The sequence below is a fragment of the Anaerorhabdus sp. genome, assembly GCF_036657415.1.
Lineage (GTDB): Bacteria > Bacillota_I > Bacilli_A > Erysipelotrichales > Erysipelotrichaceae > Anaerorhabdus.
In genome coordinates this window covers 1-17,578 of sequence record NZ_JAVXGL010000023.1, presented here as the reverse complement: position 1 = coordinate 17,578, position 17,578 = coordinate 1, and the positions used below count along the sequence as shown (strand labels likewise).

At 33.4% G+C, this 17,578-nt stretch carries 14 protein-coding genes; all 14 read left to right on the top strand.

Going from position 1 to position 17,578, the window contains the following annotated elements; genetic code table 11:
* The first annotated feature begins 135 nt into the window (after window positions 1-135).
* Entirely contained in the window at window positions 136-729 is a 594-nt protein-coding gene (locus RSB60_RS05000; protein WP_323382690.1) for a nitroreductase family protein, read from the top strand.
* 74 nt (window positions 730-803) lie between these two features.
* On the top strand, window positions 804-1,418 hold the full coding sequence (locus RSB60_RS04995) for a DedA family protein (protein WP_323382689.1): 615 nt from the start codon (window positions 804-806) through the stop codon (window positions 1,416-1,418).
* Window positions 1,419-1,552: 134 nt separating this feature from the next.
* On the top strand, window positions 1,553-3,106 hold the full coding sequence (rny, locus tag RSB60_RS04990) for a ribonuclease Y (protein ID WP_332614910.1): 1,554 nt from the start codon (window positions 1,553-1,555) through the stop codon (window positions 3,104-3,106).
* The gene (locus tag RSB60_RS04985) at window positions 3,106-3,882 is read left to right on the top strand and encodes a TIGR00282 family metallophosphoesterase (RefSeq protein WP_323382687.1); all 777 of its coding nucleotides are present in this window, start codon (window positions 3,106-3,108) and stop codon (window positions 3,880-3,882) included. Before rny ends, RSB60_RS04985 begins: the two co-directional genes overlap by 1 nt.
* A gap of 80 nt (window positions 3,883-3,962) precedes the next feature.
* Entirely contained in the window at window positions 3,963-4,136 is a 174-nt protein-coding gene (locus RSB60_RS04980; protein ID WP_323382686.1) for a 4Fe-4S binding protein, read from the top strand.
* A gap of 224 nt (window positions 4,137-4,360) precedes the next feature.
* The gene (locus RSB60_RS04975) at window positions 4,361-4,969 is read left to right on the top strand and encodes a recombinase family protein (protein ID WP_323382685.1); all 609 of its coding nucleotides are present in this window, start codon (window positions 4,361-4,363) and stop codon (window positions 4,967-4,969) included.
* A 218-nt stretch (window positions 4,970-5,187) separates the two neighbouring features.
* On the top strand, window positions 5,188-6,915 hold the full coding sequence (locus RSB60_RS04970) for a right-handed parallel beta-helix repeat-containing protein (RefSeq protein ID WP_332614907.1): 1,728 nt from the start codon (window positions 5,188-5,190) through the stop codon (window positions 6,913-6,915).
* A gap of 55 nt (window positions 6,916-6,970) precedes the next feature.
* Window positions 6,971-7,690, top strand: coding sequence for a class B sortase (locus RSB60_RS04965; protein WP_332614905.1), 720 nt, complete (start codon window positions 6,971-6,973; stop codon window positions 7,688-7,690).
* 74 nt (window positions 7,691-7,764) lie between these two features.
* Complete coding sequence (gene miaB, locus RSB60_RS04960; protein WP_332614903.1) at window positions 7,765-9,204, top strand: tRNA (N6-isopentenyl adenosine(37)-C2)-methylthiotransferase MiaB; 1,440 nt, start codon at window positions 7,765-7,767, stop codon at window positions 9,202-9,204.
* Between the two features lie 83 nt (window positions 9,205-9,287).
* Window positions 9,288-10,952, top strand: a complete 1,665-nt coding sequence (locus RSB60_RS04955; RefSeq protein WP_323381657.1) for a ribonuclease J — start codon at window positions 9,288-9,290, stop codon at window positions 10,950-10,952.
* Between the two features lie 11 nt (window positions 10,953-10,963).
* Window positions 10,964-13,219 carry a DNA translocase FtsK gene (locus RSB60_RS04950; protein WP_332614901.1) on the top strand — a complete coding sequence of 752 codons (2,256 nt, stop codon included), beginning with the start codon at window positions 10,964-10,966 and terminating at the stop codon, window positions 13,217-13,219.
* Between the two features lie 3 nt (window positions 13,220-13,222).
* Window positions 13,223-14,722 carry a YjjI family glycine radical enzyme gene (locus RSB60_RS04945; protein ID WP_332614899.1) on the top strand — a complete coding sequence of 500 codons (1,500 nt, stop codon included), beginning with the start codon at window positions 13,223-13,225 and terminating at the stop codon, window positions 14,720-14,722.
* A 273-nt stretch (window positions 14,723-14,995) separates the two neighbouring features.
* Window positions 14,996-16,078 (top strand): BMP family lipoprotein, encoded by a 1,083-nt coding sequence (locus tag RSB60_RS04940; protein WP_332490915.1) that lies wholly within the window; start codon window positions 14,996-14,998, stop codon window positions 16,076-16,078.
* 153 nt (window positions 16,079-16,231) lie between these two features.
* Window positions 16,232-17,578: ABC transporter ATP-binding protein (locus RSB60_RS04935; protein ID WP_332614897.1), on the top strand; the 1,347-nt coding region annotated here is incomplete at its 3' end.

Here is a 17,578-nt window from a genome sequence, read left to right as displayed (position 1 = left end):
AAAACGAAGTTAGAATATGACAAATGATGCAAGATGTTAATATTAAAAGTTTGTGAGCACTTTCCTTGAGTTTGAAATATAGTTTGTTATTGTTAAATTATAAAAACCATGATTATGAAGAGAGGATGTGATTTTATGGAATTTATAGAAGCAATAAAAAATAGAAGATCAATATATGCAATTAATAAAGATATGCCAGTAAGTGATGATAGAGTTGAACATGTAGTTAAGGAATTAGTACTAAATGTTCCTTCTGCATTTAACTCACAAACTGCACGTGTTGTTGTGGCTTTTGGTAACTACCATCAAGAAATATGGGATATTGTAAAGGAAGAGTTACACAAACAAGTGCCAGAAGATAAATGGGAAGGTACAGATAATAAAGTAGCTGGATTTGCTGCTGGGCATGGTACTATTCTTTATTTTGAAGATATGGATAAAGTAAGTGAGTTGCAAGAAAGTTTTCCACTTTATGCAAATAATTTTCCGATTTGGTCTAACCAAAGTAGTGGAATGTTACAGTTTGCAATTTGGACAGCTTTAGAAGAATTAGGAATTGGAGCTAATTTACAACACTATAATCCTTTAATTGATGAAAAGATTCACGAATATTTCAATTTACCAAAGTCTTGGAAATTGTTAGCACAAATGCCATTTGGAGGAGTAGGTGCTCTTGCAGATGAAAAGGAATTTGATCCAATTGAGGATAGATTATTCTTCTATCGATAAGGTGGTAATGCTTACCACCTTTTTACTTGATTTTAGTTTTACTCATGTTAGACTGTTATAAGTGAGGTAACAATATGAATGCTTGGTTATTGAGTATTTTAAATAGTTTTGGTTATTTAGGAATCGCATTTCTTATTGCGGTTGAAAATATTTTCCCGCCAATTCCATCTGAAGTAATTCTTACTTTTAGTGGATTTCTAACAACAAAGTCTGATTTAACTCCTGTAGGAGTTGTAATAGCAGCAACAATAGGTGCATTAATTGGAGCAATTATCTTGTATTACTTTGGTACGATTTTTTCAGAAGAAAGAATTGTACAATTTATGGAAAGTAAATGGGGACACTGGCTAGGATTTAAGAAAGCTGATTTAGATAAGACTCTAAATTGGTTTCAAAAAAAGGGTAAATACGGTGCTTTAATTGGTCGATGTGTACCGGTTATTCGTAGTATTATATCAATACCAGCAGGAATGGCAAAAATGCCAATGGGTGAATTCGTTTTGTTCACAACGATTGGAACATTAGCCTGGAACATATTATTGGTATTCTTAGGTGTTCAGTTAGGTGCAAATTGGGAAGAAGTTATGACTTTTTTTGATACATATACGAACATCATGGTCATTATTTTGGCGTTAGTAGGATTGTATATTGTTTATTGGTGGTTTAAAAGAAAAAGAAAACAAGGTTAATAATATCTTGTTTTTTTAGTAAAAGTCTGAAAAAAAGGGCATAAGTATAGCTTTATCTTGTGAAAAAATGCTTTTATATATATAATAATAATGAAGTTTTACTTCAAATTTGGAAAATAATGGAGGAATTTATTATGGTATTTAATAGTTCATCCATTTTATCTGGCATTATAGGGGTACTTCTAGGCATACTAATTATGTTTGCTCTAGGAAAATTAGGCTTAAATCGAGAAAAACAAAAAGCTAAATTGCTTGTAGAAGAATCTTCAAGTAAGGCAGAAAGTATTCTTCGTCAAGCTGCATTAGATGGTAAACAACAAGTTTACGAATTAAAATTGCAGGCTGAAAAAGAATTAAAAGAGAGAAAAGCAGAAATCCAAGAAATGGAAAATAAATTGCTACGTCGTGAAGATAGCATGAATTTTCGTGATGAGACTTTGCTCGCTAAAGAGAAACAAGTTGATGACAAAAACCAACTTGTAGCCGAAAAACTCAGTAATCTAGAAAAAATGGAAAAAGAATTACAAGCTAGAATTGACCATCAAATCGTTGTATTAGAAACAGTTGCTCATATGAGTGAACAAGATGCTAAAAATGAATTGATGTCAGTTGTAGAAAAGAGAATGGAACAAGAGGTTGCTGCTTATATTCGTGATAAAGAAGACGAAGCTAAATCAAAAGCTTCAGACAAATCAAAGAATATTATAGCATTGGCTATTCAGCGCTATGCTCAAGAAGAAACAATTGAACGTACAGTATCAGTTGTTGGACTTCCAAGTGAAGAAATGAAGGGTAGAATCATTGGTCGTGAAGGACGTAATATTCGCGCTATTGAACAAATTACAGGTGTAGATTTAATTATTGATGATACACCAGAAACAATTACAATTAGCTGTTTCGACCCAATTCGTAGAGAAATTGCCCGTTTATCACTTGAAACATTAATACGCGATGGACGTATTCAACCAGGACGTATTGAAGAAGTTGTAAACAAAGTTACAAAAGAAATGAATGAAATAATCCAAAAAACAGGTGAAGACACTGTATTCAAGCTTGGTATTGGTAAGATTGATAAAGAAATCGTTAGATTAATTGGACGTTTGAAATACCGTTACAGTTATGGTCAAAACGTATTACAACATAGTATTGAAGTTGCTTACTTCGCAGGTACTATGGCTGCTGAACTTGGTTTGAACCAAGCACTTGCTAAACGTGCAGGATTATTACACGATATTGGTAAAGCACTTGATTTTGAACAAGATGGCTCACATATGGAACTTGGTGCTAAAGTTGCACGTAAATATGGTGAAAATGAAATCGTTATTAATGCAATTGAATCACATCATGGTGATGTTGAACCAATTGGTTTAATTTCTAATTTAGTAGCTGCAGCAGATGCTTTGAGTGCTGCTCGTCCAGGAGCTCGTTTTGAGTCAATGGAAAACTATATTAATCGTCTTGAACAACTAGAAACACTTGCGAATGGATTCGAAGGTGTTGAACGATCATTTGCTATTCAAGCAGGACGTGAAGTACGTGTACTTGTACAACCTGAAAAAGTAGATGATATTAAGATGATAAAAATTGCTAGAGATATCCGTGAAAAGATTGAATCTGAATTGACATATCCAGGTCAAATCAAAGTTACATTGGTTCGTGAAACACGTGTTAATGAATTAGCGAAATAATGAAAATATTGTTTTTAGGAGATGTTGTAGGATCTGTCGGTAGACAAGTTCTTGAAAAATATCTTAAGACAATTCAATTGGAAGAACAAATAGATTTCACAATTATTAATGGAGAGAATGCGGCGCACGGTAAAGGAATTACCAGCCGCATTGCTCATCAATTGACTTCATTAGGTGTGGATGCAATTACCTTAGGTAATCATGCATTCTCAAAAGGTGAAATACTTACAACAATGGGTGATTGTCCAAATCTAATTCGACCAATGAATTTATTACCAACGGATATTGGCAAAAGTTATCTTGTAAAAGAAGTATGCGGTTTGAAAATCGCGGTTATTAACTTGTGTGGGAAAGTATTCATGGATCGTGTTGATAAAACACCCTATGAATGTATGGATGATTTACTCCGTAGAGTAAAGGCTGATATCTACTTTGTTGATTTGCATGGTGAAGCGACTGCTGAAAAACAAACATTTTGGCATCATTATCGTAATCGTGTTCAAATCGTGGTTGGGACACACACCCATGTGCAAACGGCAGATGAATGTGTTGTTCAAGGAAGTGCATATATTACAGATGTAGGAATGTGTGGTGCTTATGACAGCATTCTCGGAAGAGATAAAGATGAAGTTATAAGTCATGTAGTTCATGGTGAATTTACGCATTATACACCTGCTAAAGGTGATGGATTATTGTGTGGTGTAGTTATTGAAGTTGATGAAACAACACGAAAAGCTATTGCAATAAAACGTATTCAACTTCGCCCAGAAAATTAATTAAAATAAAAACTCAAATTATTGAGGTAAACTAATCAATATGCTATAATGTTTACATGTAAAAAAGGAGGCTCTTATTCATGGCAGTTACAGTTAATAAAGATACTTGCATCGGTTGCGGTGCTTGTGTAGGTGTTTGTCCAGTTTCAGCTTTATCACTTGATGGCGACGGAAAAGCAACATGTGATGCAGGAACTTGTATCGATTGCGGTGCTTGCGTAGGCACTTGTCCAGTAGCAGCAATTACACAATAAAGAATAAAGAAAAGCCAGATTAATTCTGGCTTTTTTGTTTTCTAGAAGAATATGCTGTTTGGTATCTATGTGTGTTTACTAGGTATAGAATAACGCTAATGAAATAGAGTCAAACAAAGGTATATGCTAAACTACAGTTATTATCTCAAATTGTCATTAAAGTCTATATAAAAAGGTGTTTTTGTGAAATGAATACAATATCTAAAATAAACGGGAGGAAAACAATGCAAGTATTTGGATATGTAAGAGTATCAACCAAAAACCAAAATGAAAATCGTCAACTAGATGAATTAGAAAATTCGGGTATTAAAATAGATAAAATATTTATTGATAAGCAAAGCGGAAAAAACTTTGATAGACCGAATTACAAAAAAATGATTTCAAAACTTAAACCAAAAGATATTTTGGTGGTAAAGAGTATTGATCGATTAGGACGAAACTATAAAGAAATAATTGAACAATGGCGTATTATTACAAAAGACATGCAAGTTTTTATAAATGTGTTAGATATGCCACTACTGAATACAACACTAGACAGAGATTTAATTCAAGAGCTAATAAGTGATTTAGTTTTACAATTATTATCTTTTGTCGCAGAAAATGAAAGGGAAAATATTCGACAAAGACAAGCAGAAGGAATAAGAGCTGCAAAAAAACGTGGAATTAAATTTGGCAGGCCAAAAATGCATGAACCTGCTAATTTTAATAGAGTTGTTTATTTATGGAGAAACAAAAAAATAACGTTGCATAATGCCTGCAGAAATGTAGGAATGTCCCAATCAACCTTTTATCGTAGAGTTAGGCAAGAAAACAACAAAAAAAACATATCATAGATATGTTCGAACATTGACAATTTATCAAAATGTGTAGGTTATGGCAAACAAGACATTAACCTAATAACATTATATGAGAGCAGAAATATTTAGTCAATGTAAAAATGAAAAAACACTTATTTAGTCAATAAAATAGGGCGTTATAAGATGAAATGAGTATAATATTCATACGATTTCTTTAATTCAAAACCTACACATTTTGAAAGGGAGAGAATCATATGAAAAAAATTGGTATTATAAGTCTAGTTTTCTTTGTTATGTTTGCTTCAACTCAGGTCATTTATGCAGAAGAAACAAAATCAGACCCAGCAAGCAATGAACAAATAGTAGAAGAAAATAATACAAATGAGAATCAAGATGCAACAAAAGAGGAAGTAAATATTGAGGATAAAACAGGTGCTGAAGCTGAAGCGTCAAATAATGGAACTGTTGAACCTGTAGTAGCGGATGAAAAAGCAGCAGATGTAGGAAATGTAGTTACAAATGTTGCACAGGTAAATGGTGTTGACTATGCTACGCTTGCTCAAGCAATTGAAGCTGCACCAGCTGATGGCGAAATTACATTATTAGCAGATGCTAAGGTTGATGGACCTATCGTAATTTCTAAGAATTTAACAATAAATGGTGCTAATAATTCAATCGAGGCGACATATACTGGAACTTCAGGAAATCAAACAATTTTAACAGCATCAGGAAATGTTACAGTAAAAATTATGGATGCAACAATTAGTAACTCGCCAAAATATGGTGTTCAAGCGTTTAATAGCGGTAAAGTCGTTCTTAATAATGTTACATTCAGCAATAATGCTTACAGTGGTGTTTTGGTAAACGGTGGTTCATTAGTTATTGAAGGACCAGTTTCTATTTCAGGCGGTAATGGTGTAGGTATTGAACTTGCTAAAGGAAATAATGTTACAACTGAACCAACAATTGAAATTGGTGATGAGGTAAAAGTTGATGGATCAAATGATTTAAGTAAGGTTATTTATATTGATAGAAATCAAGTTGAAGAAGTAAGTCAAAATACTATAACTGCTACTCAAGGAAGTAATATAACAGTTGATTATTCAAAAGAAAATGGATTTGATATTAAGAAAGATGGAACTTCAATTGCTGCTCCTTCATTCCCTCAAGGGGATATTCTAGTTCTAGTTAATGGGAATGTTGTTAAAGCGTTTAGTAGCTTAGAAGAAGCTATTTTAGGAGCCGATGCAGGATCAACAATTGAAATTCAAAAAGATTTAAATATTGCTGCTCCAATTGCAATCAAGAAAAACTTAATTCTTGATGGTAAAGGGAAAACGTTAACAGCTACTTATACAGGTACTAGTGGTGATAAAACAATACTAACATCTTGGGCAGCTGTCACAATTAAAAATATGACTCTTAAAAACTCACCGAAATATGGTATTCAAGTTTTTGGTGGGGATAGTAACACTAAAATTGAAAATGTGATTTTTGATAATAATAACTATGGGGCAATTTTAATCAATGGAGGATCTGCAGAAGTAAGTGATGTTAAATTTGAAGCTTCTCAAACAACAGGTATTGAATTGGGACGTGGAACAAATGTTACAACTCCTTCAAACTTAAAAATAAGTGGAAAAATTGAAGCAACAAATTCAGATAAAGCAATTTATACTGATTTAGCTCAAGTAACTAGTCATGAACAAAGTGCAATAACTTCTTCTTTTTATGAAGTTTCTACAGATAGCAATGGTTTAATTACTTTGAAAAAGGATGGAGTAGTTGCGTTTGTAACTGCAGGTAATGCAAAACCAGTAGTTCCAAATAAACCAAACACACCTTCTACATGGGATGATGGTGGGCCATTTACTACAGATAAATGTGGTAACATCTTTGACCGTTGGGGTAATGAAATTTATAAAGTTCCAACATGCAAAGCATCATCAGGATATAAAGTTCCTAATACAGGAGTTAGATAAAAATTAGCCACACATGTGGCTTTTTTCTTTAAATGTTAATGATTAAGAGGTTGAAATGAAGAAAAGAAAAATTAAATGGCATCGGTTACTCATTGTAATTTTATCAGTAACTACACTAATAGTAGGATTAGTTTATGCATTTACATTAAATAAGCCTACAAATAATAATATTGCTTCAACTCCTACTGTATCACCAACAACTACTGCTTATGTTAATGAGAAATGGAATGAATATAAAGCGCTCAATTCTGACTATATAGGTGATATTGTATTTGTAGAGGGATTATTAAACGAGAAATTTGTACAGGCGACAGATAATGAAAAATATTTGAATTTAAGCTGGGATTTGCTAGAAAGTACACATGGTGCAGTATTCATGGATTATCGAAATACCATGGAGGATCATAATATTATTTTATATGGACACTATGTATACAAAGATGAATCACTTATCTTTGGACCATTGTATAATTTAATAAAACAAGAGAATTATGAAAAGAATAAATTCATAAACTTGAATTTGGAGAATGAACAAAGAACGTATGAAATTGCGAATGTTTTTTACTATGAAATGGATAATCCGACGTTAGAATATTTTCATACAAATTACGATGAAGATTATTTTAATCTTTATTTTGAAAATGTTAAAAATCGGTCATTTTATGATACGGGTGTAGAAATTAAGTATGGTGATCAATTCTTAACATTACAGACTTGTGTAAGAAATAGAGATGATTTACGGCTGATTGTAATTGCGAAAATGATAGAAGCATGATTGTGCTTCTATTTGATTTAAGGGCTAAAGGATGCTATACTTCCTTAGTAATTTTAGTATAGGAGAACACATAAATGCCTAAGAATAATAATTTTCGCTTGCCTTCATTGAAGGATGCTCAAATAAGAACAAAAGAAACGGTAAAGATTGAACATAACTTATTCAAATTACCTGAACCTACTAGAAATTTAGGGGTAGGACGTAAGTTCTTTTTAAGAACTTATGGATGCCAAGCAAATGAGCGTGACTCTGAAACAATTGCTGGTATTTTATTAGAAATGGGATTTACAAGAACAGACATTGATGAAGAAGCAGATTTCATTTTATTGAATACATGTGCAGTTCGTAAGAATGCAGAAGACAAGGTATTGGGCGAACTTGGAATGTTGAAGAAGTTAAAGACAAAAAATCCAGATTTGATGTTTGGACTTTGTGGATGCATGGCGCAAGAAGAAGAGATTGTCCAACTTTTATTAAAAAAATATCCGCAAGTTGATTTGATTTTTGGAACACACAATATTCACCGTCTACCAGAGCTTTTATATAATGCGATGATGACGAAAGAGAAAACGGTTGAAGTTTATTCAAAAGAAGGTGAAGTCATTGAGAACTTGCCTGTAAAGCGTTTTGGGAAGCATAAAGCTTGGGTTAACATAATGTATGGTTGCGATAAGTTTTGTACGTATTGCATTGTTCCATATACACGTGGGAAAGAACGTAGTCGTTTAATGAATGATATTCTTGCGGAAATACAAGAACTGAAGGATACAGGATATAAAGAAGTAACTTTATTAGGGCAAAACGTAAATGCTTATGGGAAAGATTTAGATATTGAAAATGGATTTGCAACTTTACTTGAAGAAGTTGCGAAAATTGGAATTCCGCGTATTCGCTTTACAACTTCTCATCCTTGGGACTTTACTGATGATATGATTGATGTGATAGCCAAATATGATAATGTAATGCCAGCCATTCACTTACCAGTACAATCAGGTAACAGTGACATGCTTAAAATTATGGGACGTCGTTATACAAGTGAAGAATATAAATCACTTTATGATCGCATCATTGCTAAAATACCAAATTGTACATTCTCAACAGATATCATTGTTGGATTTCCTAATGAAACAGACCAACAATTTCAAGATACTTTAGATATGGTTGATTATTGTAAGTATGATTTAGCCTATACATTTATTTATTCACCGCGTGAGGGAACTCCTGCTGCACGGATGGAAGACAATGTGCCAATGGATGTGAAGTCTGAAAGATTACAACGATTAAATGAAAAAGTTGGACTATATTCAAATATGAATAACCAAAAGTATGTAGGTAAAGTTGTTCGTGTATTAGTAGATGGATTGAGCAAAAAGAATGATCAAGTCTATAGTGGATATAGTGAAGAAAACAAGTTAATAAATTTTACGGGAAGCCAAGTACAAGAGGGCGATATTGTAAAAGTGCTAATTACAGATGTAAAAAGTTGGTCACTTAATGGTGAGGTTGTTGAATAATTAAGAATTACATAAAGGCTTTTCATTGTATTGAAAAGCCTTTTGAAGTATAATAAGTAGAGATTTAAAAGGAGAAAACTATAATGAATACTGTAAAAATCTTTGCCCTTGGGGGACTAGATGAAGACGGAAAAAATATGTACTGCGTGGAAGTCAATAATTCGATTTTCGTGATGGAAGCTGGATTAAAATATCCTGAAAACGAGCAGTTAGGAATCGAAATGATTATTCCGGACTTCAAATATTTGGTAGATAATGCGGATCGTGTAAAAGCAATCTTTATTAGTCATGGACATGATGATGTCATGGCAGCATTACCAAATTTATTAAAATTAATTAATGTTCCAATTTATACTGCGCCACTTACGGCGTCTATTTTGGAAAAACGCTTTAAAAAGGAAAATATTACAAATGCGAAAATCCATCGAATTCAAAGAAATGCGAATTTTAAAATTGATGGAATTAATATTCGTACTTTTGGTGTGACACAATCTATTGCGGATGGTTTTGGAATTGCGATAGAAACAGAAAAAGGATATGTTGTTTATACATCAGAGTTTATTATTGACTATGATACACAAAATGATGCTTTTAAAACTGATATTACACAATTTACTGATTTAAGTAAAAAAGGTGTTTTAGCACTTCTTGCGGAATCTGTTGGCTCTACACGTATTGGACATTCAGCACCACAACATCGAATTACATCGCTGATTGAACAAGAATTTGAAAATGCTGAAGGTAGAATTGTAATAACAATGTATCATCAAAATTTATACCGCATTATTGAAGTTATTGAACTTGCGAATAAATATGGTCGTAAAATTATGTTCTATGATGATGCTTTGCGAGAACTATTAAAAGATGTAGAAAACTTAGGTTATTATCATATACCAGCAGGATTGGAACTTCCAAAAAGTAAGTTTAATCAAGACTTAGAAAACATCGTTGTACTGATTTCAGGAGATGGAGCTAATATCTTTAAACGTGTTCACAAAATTGCGATTAAGGAAGATGAGTTACTTGAATTCAGACCATCAGATACAATTATTATTGCCTCACCAGCTGTTCCAGGTACAGAACGTGAAGCAACTAAGATGGAGAATGATTTGTATAAAGAAGGTGCTCGTGTATGTGCGGTTGATTCTAAACGTATGTTCTCGATGCATGCAGCTATTGAAGATTTAAAAATGATGATGTACCTATTGAAACCAAAATATTATATTCCTGTAAAAGGGGAATATCGTCAACTTGTAGCGAATGCAAATATTGCATTGGATATGGGATATACAGCAGATAAGATTCTTGTATTAGACAATGGACAAATTGCTGAATTCCAAGAAGGAAGACTTACAAAGAGTAGCGATTTTATTAAACTTGAAGATGTATTTGTTGATGGAAAAGAAAACTTGGATGCAACAGGTATGGTTCTTAAAGATAGAGAAACGTTATCAACTGATGGTGCGATTGTTGTTGGTATTGTAATTAACCATAAGACAAAAGAAGTAATTGGTGGACCAGATATTCAAAGTCGTGGTGTCATTTATTTAAAAGATGCTGATTATATCATGAAAGAAGTTGGAAATATTTTAGAAAACTGCATTAATGATGCAGTGCGTGAAAATCGTTATGAAAACATGACTTGCCGTATGGAAGCTCGTGATCGTATTAGTAAATATGTATTAAAGGAAACAGGGAAAAAACCAATGATTTTGCCTGCTATTGTGGAAATTAATACTACTGAATAAGGAGGATATCAATGGCTAAAGCAAAGGCAAAAAATAAAAAGAAAACAAAGAAACAGGAAGCTAAAGATCAAGAACTGTATATGTATATTCTTTCAACGGTTTGTATCGTTGTAATATGCATTGCGTTATTTAAACTTGGTATAATTGGAATCTTTTTAAACAACGGCGTACGTTTCTTGTTTGGGGATTTCTATTATGCTGCTTGTGTCATTGGGATAGTGCTTGCTGCTATTATTCTATTTCATAAGAAAAAGGGATATGTTGATGGCAAAACAATTGTTGCATCGCTTTGTATTTTGATTGCTATTTTATTGTGGTCAGCTACTCTTGTTGGAAAAGATGTTGTTGGCATGGATGTTTTAAAAGGATTCCTTGCAAATACACCTGAGTATTTTAAGACGAATGCTACACTGGCTGCAAATGGAGGGTTATTAGGTGCAATTCTGTATGCAGGTACTTCGGTGCTTATTGCACGAGAAGGTACGTGGATTCTAGCTATAGCGCTTCTCATCCTTGCATTTATACTTATCCTATCATTAGATAGTTTTAAAGAAGCGGCAGCTTCGATTAAAAAGTTTTTTGAGGTCAGTAAATGGCGTGAAGATGATGATGAAGATGAGTATGAATACATTGAAGTTGAAGAGGAAGAGCCCATTGAAGAAATCACAAAACCAAAGTTAATTGGTTCATTGGATAAAAATAAAAAGAAATCAATCTTTGTAGATGTTGAAAATGATGGAACAAATGAAGTTATGGAAGAGGAAGAAGTTATTGCGCCAAAAGCGAGCATTCCTACAAGCCCTTCGGCTGTAACATCTAATATAAGTTCATCAGGGAGTAGGAAAGCATATCGCTTACCACCACTTTCATTGCTTCAACCTGTTGGACCTCGTCAGCGTAGTAATTTGAATCAAGTTGCAGCGAATGAAAAAGGTGAACGCTTAATTGAAATTTTAGGTAACTTTGACATTGATGCGGAACTTATTGCTACACATATTGGTCCTGCAGTAACTAAATTTGAGGTTAAACCAGATTCAAATGTTAAAGTAAGCAAGATTAACAGTGTATCGGATAACATAAAGATGGAATTAGCAGCACGTGATATACGTATTGAGGCTCCAATTCCAGGAAGAAATGCTGTTGGAATTGAAATTCCTAATGTGGAACCTACAGCGGTACGGATGATAGAACTTATTAAAACTGTGCCGAATGATCTTAAAGAGGTTAAGACTCTATTTGTTTTAGGGAAAGATTTAATGGGGAAACCTGTCTATTGTAATCTACATAAAATGCCTCACTTATTAATTGCAGGGGCTACAGGCTCTGGTAAATCGGTATGTATGAATACAATTATTACTTCATTCTTACTTCGCACTACACCAGAGGAAGTTAAACTCTTATTAATTGATCCAAAAAAAGTTGAATTTACACCTTATCAAAAGATACCACACTTAATTGGACCGGTAATTAGTGATGCTGCGGAAGCATCAAGAGCACTAAAAGTTGTTGTGTTAATGATGGAAGAACGCTATGAAATCTTCTCACGTACACAAGTTAGAAATATTGATAGTTATAATGAAAAAATTCGTCAGTTTCCTGATGAAAAGCTTAAGGCAATGCCATATATCGTTGTTATTATTGATGAACTTGCAGATTTGATGGCTATTGCAGGTAAAGAAGTTGAAATGAGTATTCAACGTATTACACAATTAGCGCGTGCTGCAGGTATTCATTTGATTGTAGCGACACAACGTCCAAGTACAGATGTAATTACAGGAATTATTAAAGCTAATATTCCTTCAAGAATTGCATTTAGTGTTTCCAGTGGAATTGATTCTAGAACAATTTTAGATCATATTGGAGCAGAACGCTTGCTTGGTAATGGTGATATGTTGTATCTTCCTATTGGAGAGCCTTCAGCTATTCGTCTACAAGGAGTTTATGTTACTGATGATGAAGTCCACAAAATTGCGGAATTCTGTTCATCTCAAGATATACCACACTTCGAAGATGCATTTATTCGATTGGAGGGTGTTGATAACAATGAATCAACAGCTGTCTTGAAAATTGAAGATGATCCGATGTATGATGAAGTTAAGGAATATGTTATAGATTCTCAAAAGGCTTCAACGTCATTATTACAGCGTCGATTTGGTATTGGTTATAATCGGGCTGCAAGAATGATAGATGTCCTTGAGGAAAGAGGAATTATTGGACCTGCACAAGGGTCAAAACCACGCGATGTATACATCAAAAGAGAGGATTAATTTATGAATGATGCACTAAAAATTATTACTGATGAATCACTAACGTATAATCAACAACTTGTACAATTGGCAAAAGTTGGTGAAAACACTGACCATACAATTGTAATTAGTCCTGAATTAAAAAAAGCAAAAAAAGATGGAATTATTTGTGACTTAGGTGAAGGTAATGCACCTTTTAGACCACGTTATATTTGTCCAGATTATTCAATCTTAATGAAAAAAGGTAGCCAATTCTTAGGACTACCAAAACCTAAAGATATTTGGGAAGCTTGTAATGATTTATTAATTATGTATAAGCATGTTCCTTCAATCACAACTTTTCCTGTGTATTTAGGAGATTTAGATACTTTACTAGAACCATTTGTAAAGAAAGTTTCTAAGGAAGAAGCTAAGAAGTGTTTACGTTTATTCTTAACACATATCGATCGTACTTTAACAGATTCATTTGTACATGCAGATATTGGACCTAAAGATTCAATTACAGGAAGATTACTTCTTGAATTGACTGAAGAAATGCAACTTGCAATTCCTAACTTAACACTTAAATATGATCCTAAACTTACAAGTGATGAATTTGCGAAGTTATGTGCGCAATGCATGATGAAGACAGCAAAACCTTCATTTGCAAACTATCGTATGTATGTAGCAGATTGGGGTAAAGATTTTGCGATTGCTTCTTGTTATAACGGTCTTAAATTGGGCGGTGGAGGATTTACTTTACCTCGTTTAAGAATGTATGAAATGGCAAAAAAAGCAAAATCACCTGAACAATTCTTGAAAGAAACATTACCATATTATACAAAAATGATTTTAAAAATGATGGATGATAGAATTGCTTTTATTGTTGAAACAAGTAGTTTCTTTAAGTCTAATTTCCTAGTTACTGAAGGATTTGTACAACTAGATAATTTCACTGGAATGGTAGGAATGGTTGGTCTTGCTGAATGTGTAAATCAATTACTAAAAATCAAAGATCCTGCAGAAGGATATGGTAATAATGAAGTAGCTGATAAATTAGGTATCAAGATTATGGATAAACTTGAAAAATTAGTTGCTGCTCATAAGGCTAAATATGCAAAAGCATTTAATCATCGTTATCGTTTACATGCACAAGTAGGTATTGATAGTGATGGTAGAGAAAATTCTCCAGGTGTTCGTATTCCTATTGGTTGTGAACCACAAATGGTTGAACAAATTCAACATGCATGTCAATTCCACAAATATTTCCCAACAGGAGTAGGTGATATCTTTAAATTTGAAGATACTTGGACAAAGACTCCAGATGCTTTAGTAGATGTTATTCGTGGTGCATTAGGTAATGGTATGCGTTATTTCTCTGGATATCTTGCAAATAATGATGTAGTACGTGTTACCGGATACTTAGTTAAAAAGAGTGAACTTGAAAAATTGGATAAAGGTCAACAATCTCTTAACAATGTTTCAGTTTTTGGTAAAGGTGCTCGTGATTTTTCAAACGCATTGGATCGTAAAATCAATAAATAAAAATAGAGACAACTTCATGAAGAGGTTGTCTTTTTAATTTTGAAATAATTTTTAGAACGTTAGAATACAGTTTTTCATGATGTAAATAGTATTCAATATTATGTCATTTATAGATAGATAAAACATACAAAATTAAAGAAACAAAATGTAAAAAAGCCTTGTAACAAAAGCCTTTTTCTTTCATTGATTACAATATAATGTTATTTGACAATTACGCCTATACGCGGTAAAATTTTGAATAGGCAGATAGCCAAACAAAACGGAGGAAAAGAAATGAAGAAAGTTTTAAAAAGTGCTTTAGCTCTTCTTCTTGCAGGAGCTCTTGTAGCTGGATGTTCATCAAAACCAGCTCCAACTGAAACACCTGCAGCTACAGATGGAGGGGCAACAGCTGGAACTTGCCCAGTTAAAATTGGTCTAGTTACAGATACTGGTGGAGTTGATGACAAATCATTCAACCAATCAGCTTGGGAAGGTTTAGTTAAATTCCAAACTGAAGCAGGACTTGACGCATCATGTATCAAATATTTACAATCAACTGCAGATTCTGATTACATTCCTAACTTATCAACATTCGCTGATGAAGATTACGATTTAATCATTGCTGTAGGATACTTATTCCAAGAAGCTATCGATACAGTTTCTGCTAACTATCCAGACAAGAATTTCTTATTCATCGATTCAGTTTCTGAACAAGCAAACGTTGAAAGTGCTGTTTACAATGCTGAACAAGGATCTTTCCTTGTAGGTGTTGCTGCAGGTCTTGAAGCAAAAGCTAACGGTTCTAACGTTGTTGGTTTCGTTGGTGGTATGGAAGGACCATTAATTGGTGCATTCCAAGCAGGTTATGAACAAGGTGTTCTTGCTGCTAACCCTGAAGCTACTATCATGGTAGACTATGCTGATTCATTCAGCGATGATTCAAAAGGTCAAACACTTGCTGTTAAACAATATGACGCAGGTGCAACTGTAATTTACCAAGCTGCAGGAGCTGCTGGTAATGGTGTTATTAAAGAAGCTAAAGAACGTGGTGACGTTTGGGCTATCGGTGTAGATAAAGACCAATACAATGACGGAACAATTGATGGAGGAAAATCTGTAATTCTTACTTCAATGATCAAACGTGTTGATATCTCTACATATACTGCTGCAAAAGCAATCCTTGATGGAACTTTCGCTGGTGGAACTGTTGTATTCAACCTTGAAAACGATGGTGTAGGTGCTGAATTATCTTCAGGACGTAACTTATCTGATGAAACAATCACTGTAATTAATGATTATGCTACAAAAATTAAATCAGGTGAAATCGTAGTTGATGCTGTTCCTACAATCCCTAACGGCGGAACAAACAAATAATTGAATTTCAAAATTAGAAGTACTTGAAAAAGTGCTTCTTTTTTTTGTGATTTTACAATAAAAAATCATCAATTTGGGTTTTTATCTTAAGATGAATAATGGTATAATGTTGCTAGATTGCAAGGGCTTTCCTTGCTAGTAAGGGGTACCAATATGGATTATGCAATAGAAATGCTAAACATAACTAAGGACTTCCCTGGCATACGTGCAAATGATAATGTAACACTCCAAGTTGAACGTGGAACAATACATGCACTATTAGGGGAAAATGGGGCTGGTAAATCAACATTGATGTCGATTCTCTTTGGTTTGTATGAACCAACTGAAGGAATAATTAAAGTTAACGGCAAAGAAGTAAAAATATCAAACCCAAATGTTGCGAACGATTTAGGAATTGGGATGGTGCATCAGCACTTTAAACTAGTTCATAACTTCACCGTAACAGAAAATATAATTTTGGGGATTGAACCTAAAACAAAAATTGGAACAGTAGATACTAAAAATACATCTAAACGTATTAAAGAATTATCTGAAAAATACGGACTAGAAGTTGATCCAAAACAAAAAATTGAAGACATTACAGTGGGTATGCAACAACGTGTAGAAATTTTGAAAATGTTATATCGTAATGCTGATATATTAATTTTTGATGAACCTACTGCAGTGTTAACGCCGCAAGAAATTGAAGAGTTAATTCAAATTATGAAAAATCTTGCAGCTGAAGGTAAAACAATTATACTTATTACACATAAGCTTAAAGAAATTAAGGCTGTTGCGGATAAATGTACTGTACTACGTAGAGGTAAATTTATTGCTGAAGTTGTTGTAAAAGATACTTCAGAAAAAGAAATGGCTGAAATGATGGTTGGACGTGAAGTAGACTTTAGAATTCATAAGCCAGCTATTGAAATTGGTCCAAAAGTATTAGAACTACAAGATATTTGTGTTAAGAATAATCGTGGTACACGTGCTGTTGAAAACTTCTCTTTATCTGTGCATGCTGGAGAAATTGTAGGTATTGCAGGTATTGATGGTAATGGTCAAACTGAACTTGTTGAAGCAATTACTGGTTTAGTATCCATGCAATCGGGAAAAATAATTCTTAATGGTAAAGATGTAACAGGATTTTCAATTAAAAAGAAAATTGATTCAGGAATTGGGCATGTTCCAGAAGATCGTCATAAACATGGATTAATTCTTGATTTCAAATTAAAAGAGAATTTTATCATTCATGGATATAACTCTACTGATTTTAGTAAAAATGGAATTCTTCAATTTAAGAAAATTGATGAATATGCTGATAAATTAATTAATGAATTTGATGTACGTAGCGGACAAGGTAAAGAAACGATAACGCGTTCAATGTCGGGTGGAAACCAACAAAAAGCAATTATTGCTCGTGAGATTGACCGTAGTCCAGATTTATTAATTGTTGTTCAACCAACGCGTGGATTAGATGTTGGGGCAATTGAATATATTCATGGTCGTATAGTAAATGAA

What these genes read in the sequence shown, in the direction of transcription:
- rny (WP_332614910.1), top strand. Translation starts at nt 1,553, where the DNA reads ATGGTATTTAATAGTTCATCCATTTTATCTGGCATTATAGGGGTACTT.
- RSB60_RS04950 (WP_332614901.1), top strand. Translation starts at nt 10,964, where the DNA reads ATGGCTAAAGCAAAGGCAAAAAATAAAAAGAAAACAAAGAAACAGGAA.
- RSB60_RS04980 (WP_323382686.1), top strand. Translation starts at nt 3,963, where the DNA reads ATGGCAGTTACAGTTAATAAAGATACTTGCATCGGTTGCGGTGCTTGT.
- RSB60_RS04995 (WP_323382689.1), top strand. Translation starts at nt 804, where the DNA reads ATGAATGCTTGGTTATTGAGTATTTTAAATAGTTTTGGTTATTTAGGA.
- RSB60_RS04965 (WP_332614905.1), top strand. Translation starts at nt 6,971, where the DNA reads ATGAAGAAAAGAAAAATTAAATGGCATCGGTTACTCATTGTAATTTTA.
- RSB60_RS04985 (WP_323382687.1), top strand. Translation starts at nt 3,106, where the DNA reads ATGAAAATATTGTTTTTAGGAGATGTTGTAGGATCTGTCGGTAGACAA.
- miaB (WP_332614903.1), top strand. Translation starts at nt 7,765, where the DNA reads ATGCCTAAGAATAATAATTTTCGCTTGCCTTCATTGAAGGATGCTCAA.
- RSB60_RS04975 (WP_323382685.1), top strand. Translation starts at nt 4,361, where the DNA reads ATGCAAGTATTTGGATATGTAAGAGTATCAACCAAAAACCAAAATGAA.
- RSB60_RS04970 (WP_332614907.1), top strand. Translation starts at nt 5,188, where the DNA reads ATGAAAAAAATTGGTATTATAAGTCTAGTTTTCTTTGTTATGTTTGCT.
- RSB60_RS04955 (WP_323381657.1), top strand. Translation starts at nt 9,288, where the DNA reads ATGAATACTGTAAAAATCTTTGCCCTTGGGGGACTAGATGAAGACGGA.
- RSB60_RS04945 (WP_332614899.1), top strand. Translation starts at nt 13,223, where the DNA reads ATGAATGATGCACTAAAAATTATTACTGATGAATCACTAACGTATAAT.
- RSB60_RS05000 (WP_323382690.1), top strand. Translation starts at nt 136, where the DNA reads ATGGAATTTATAGAAGCAATAAAAAATAGAAGATCAATATATGCAATT.
- RSB60_RS04940 (WP_332490915.1), top strand. Translation starts at nt 14,996, where the DNA reads ATGAAGAAAGTTTTAAAAAGTGCTTTAGCTCTTCTTCTTGCAGGAGCT.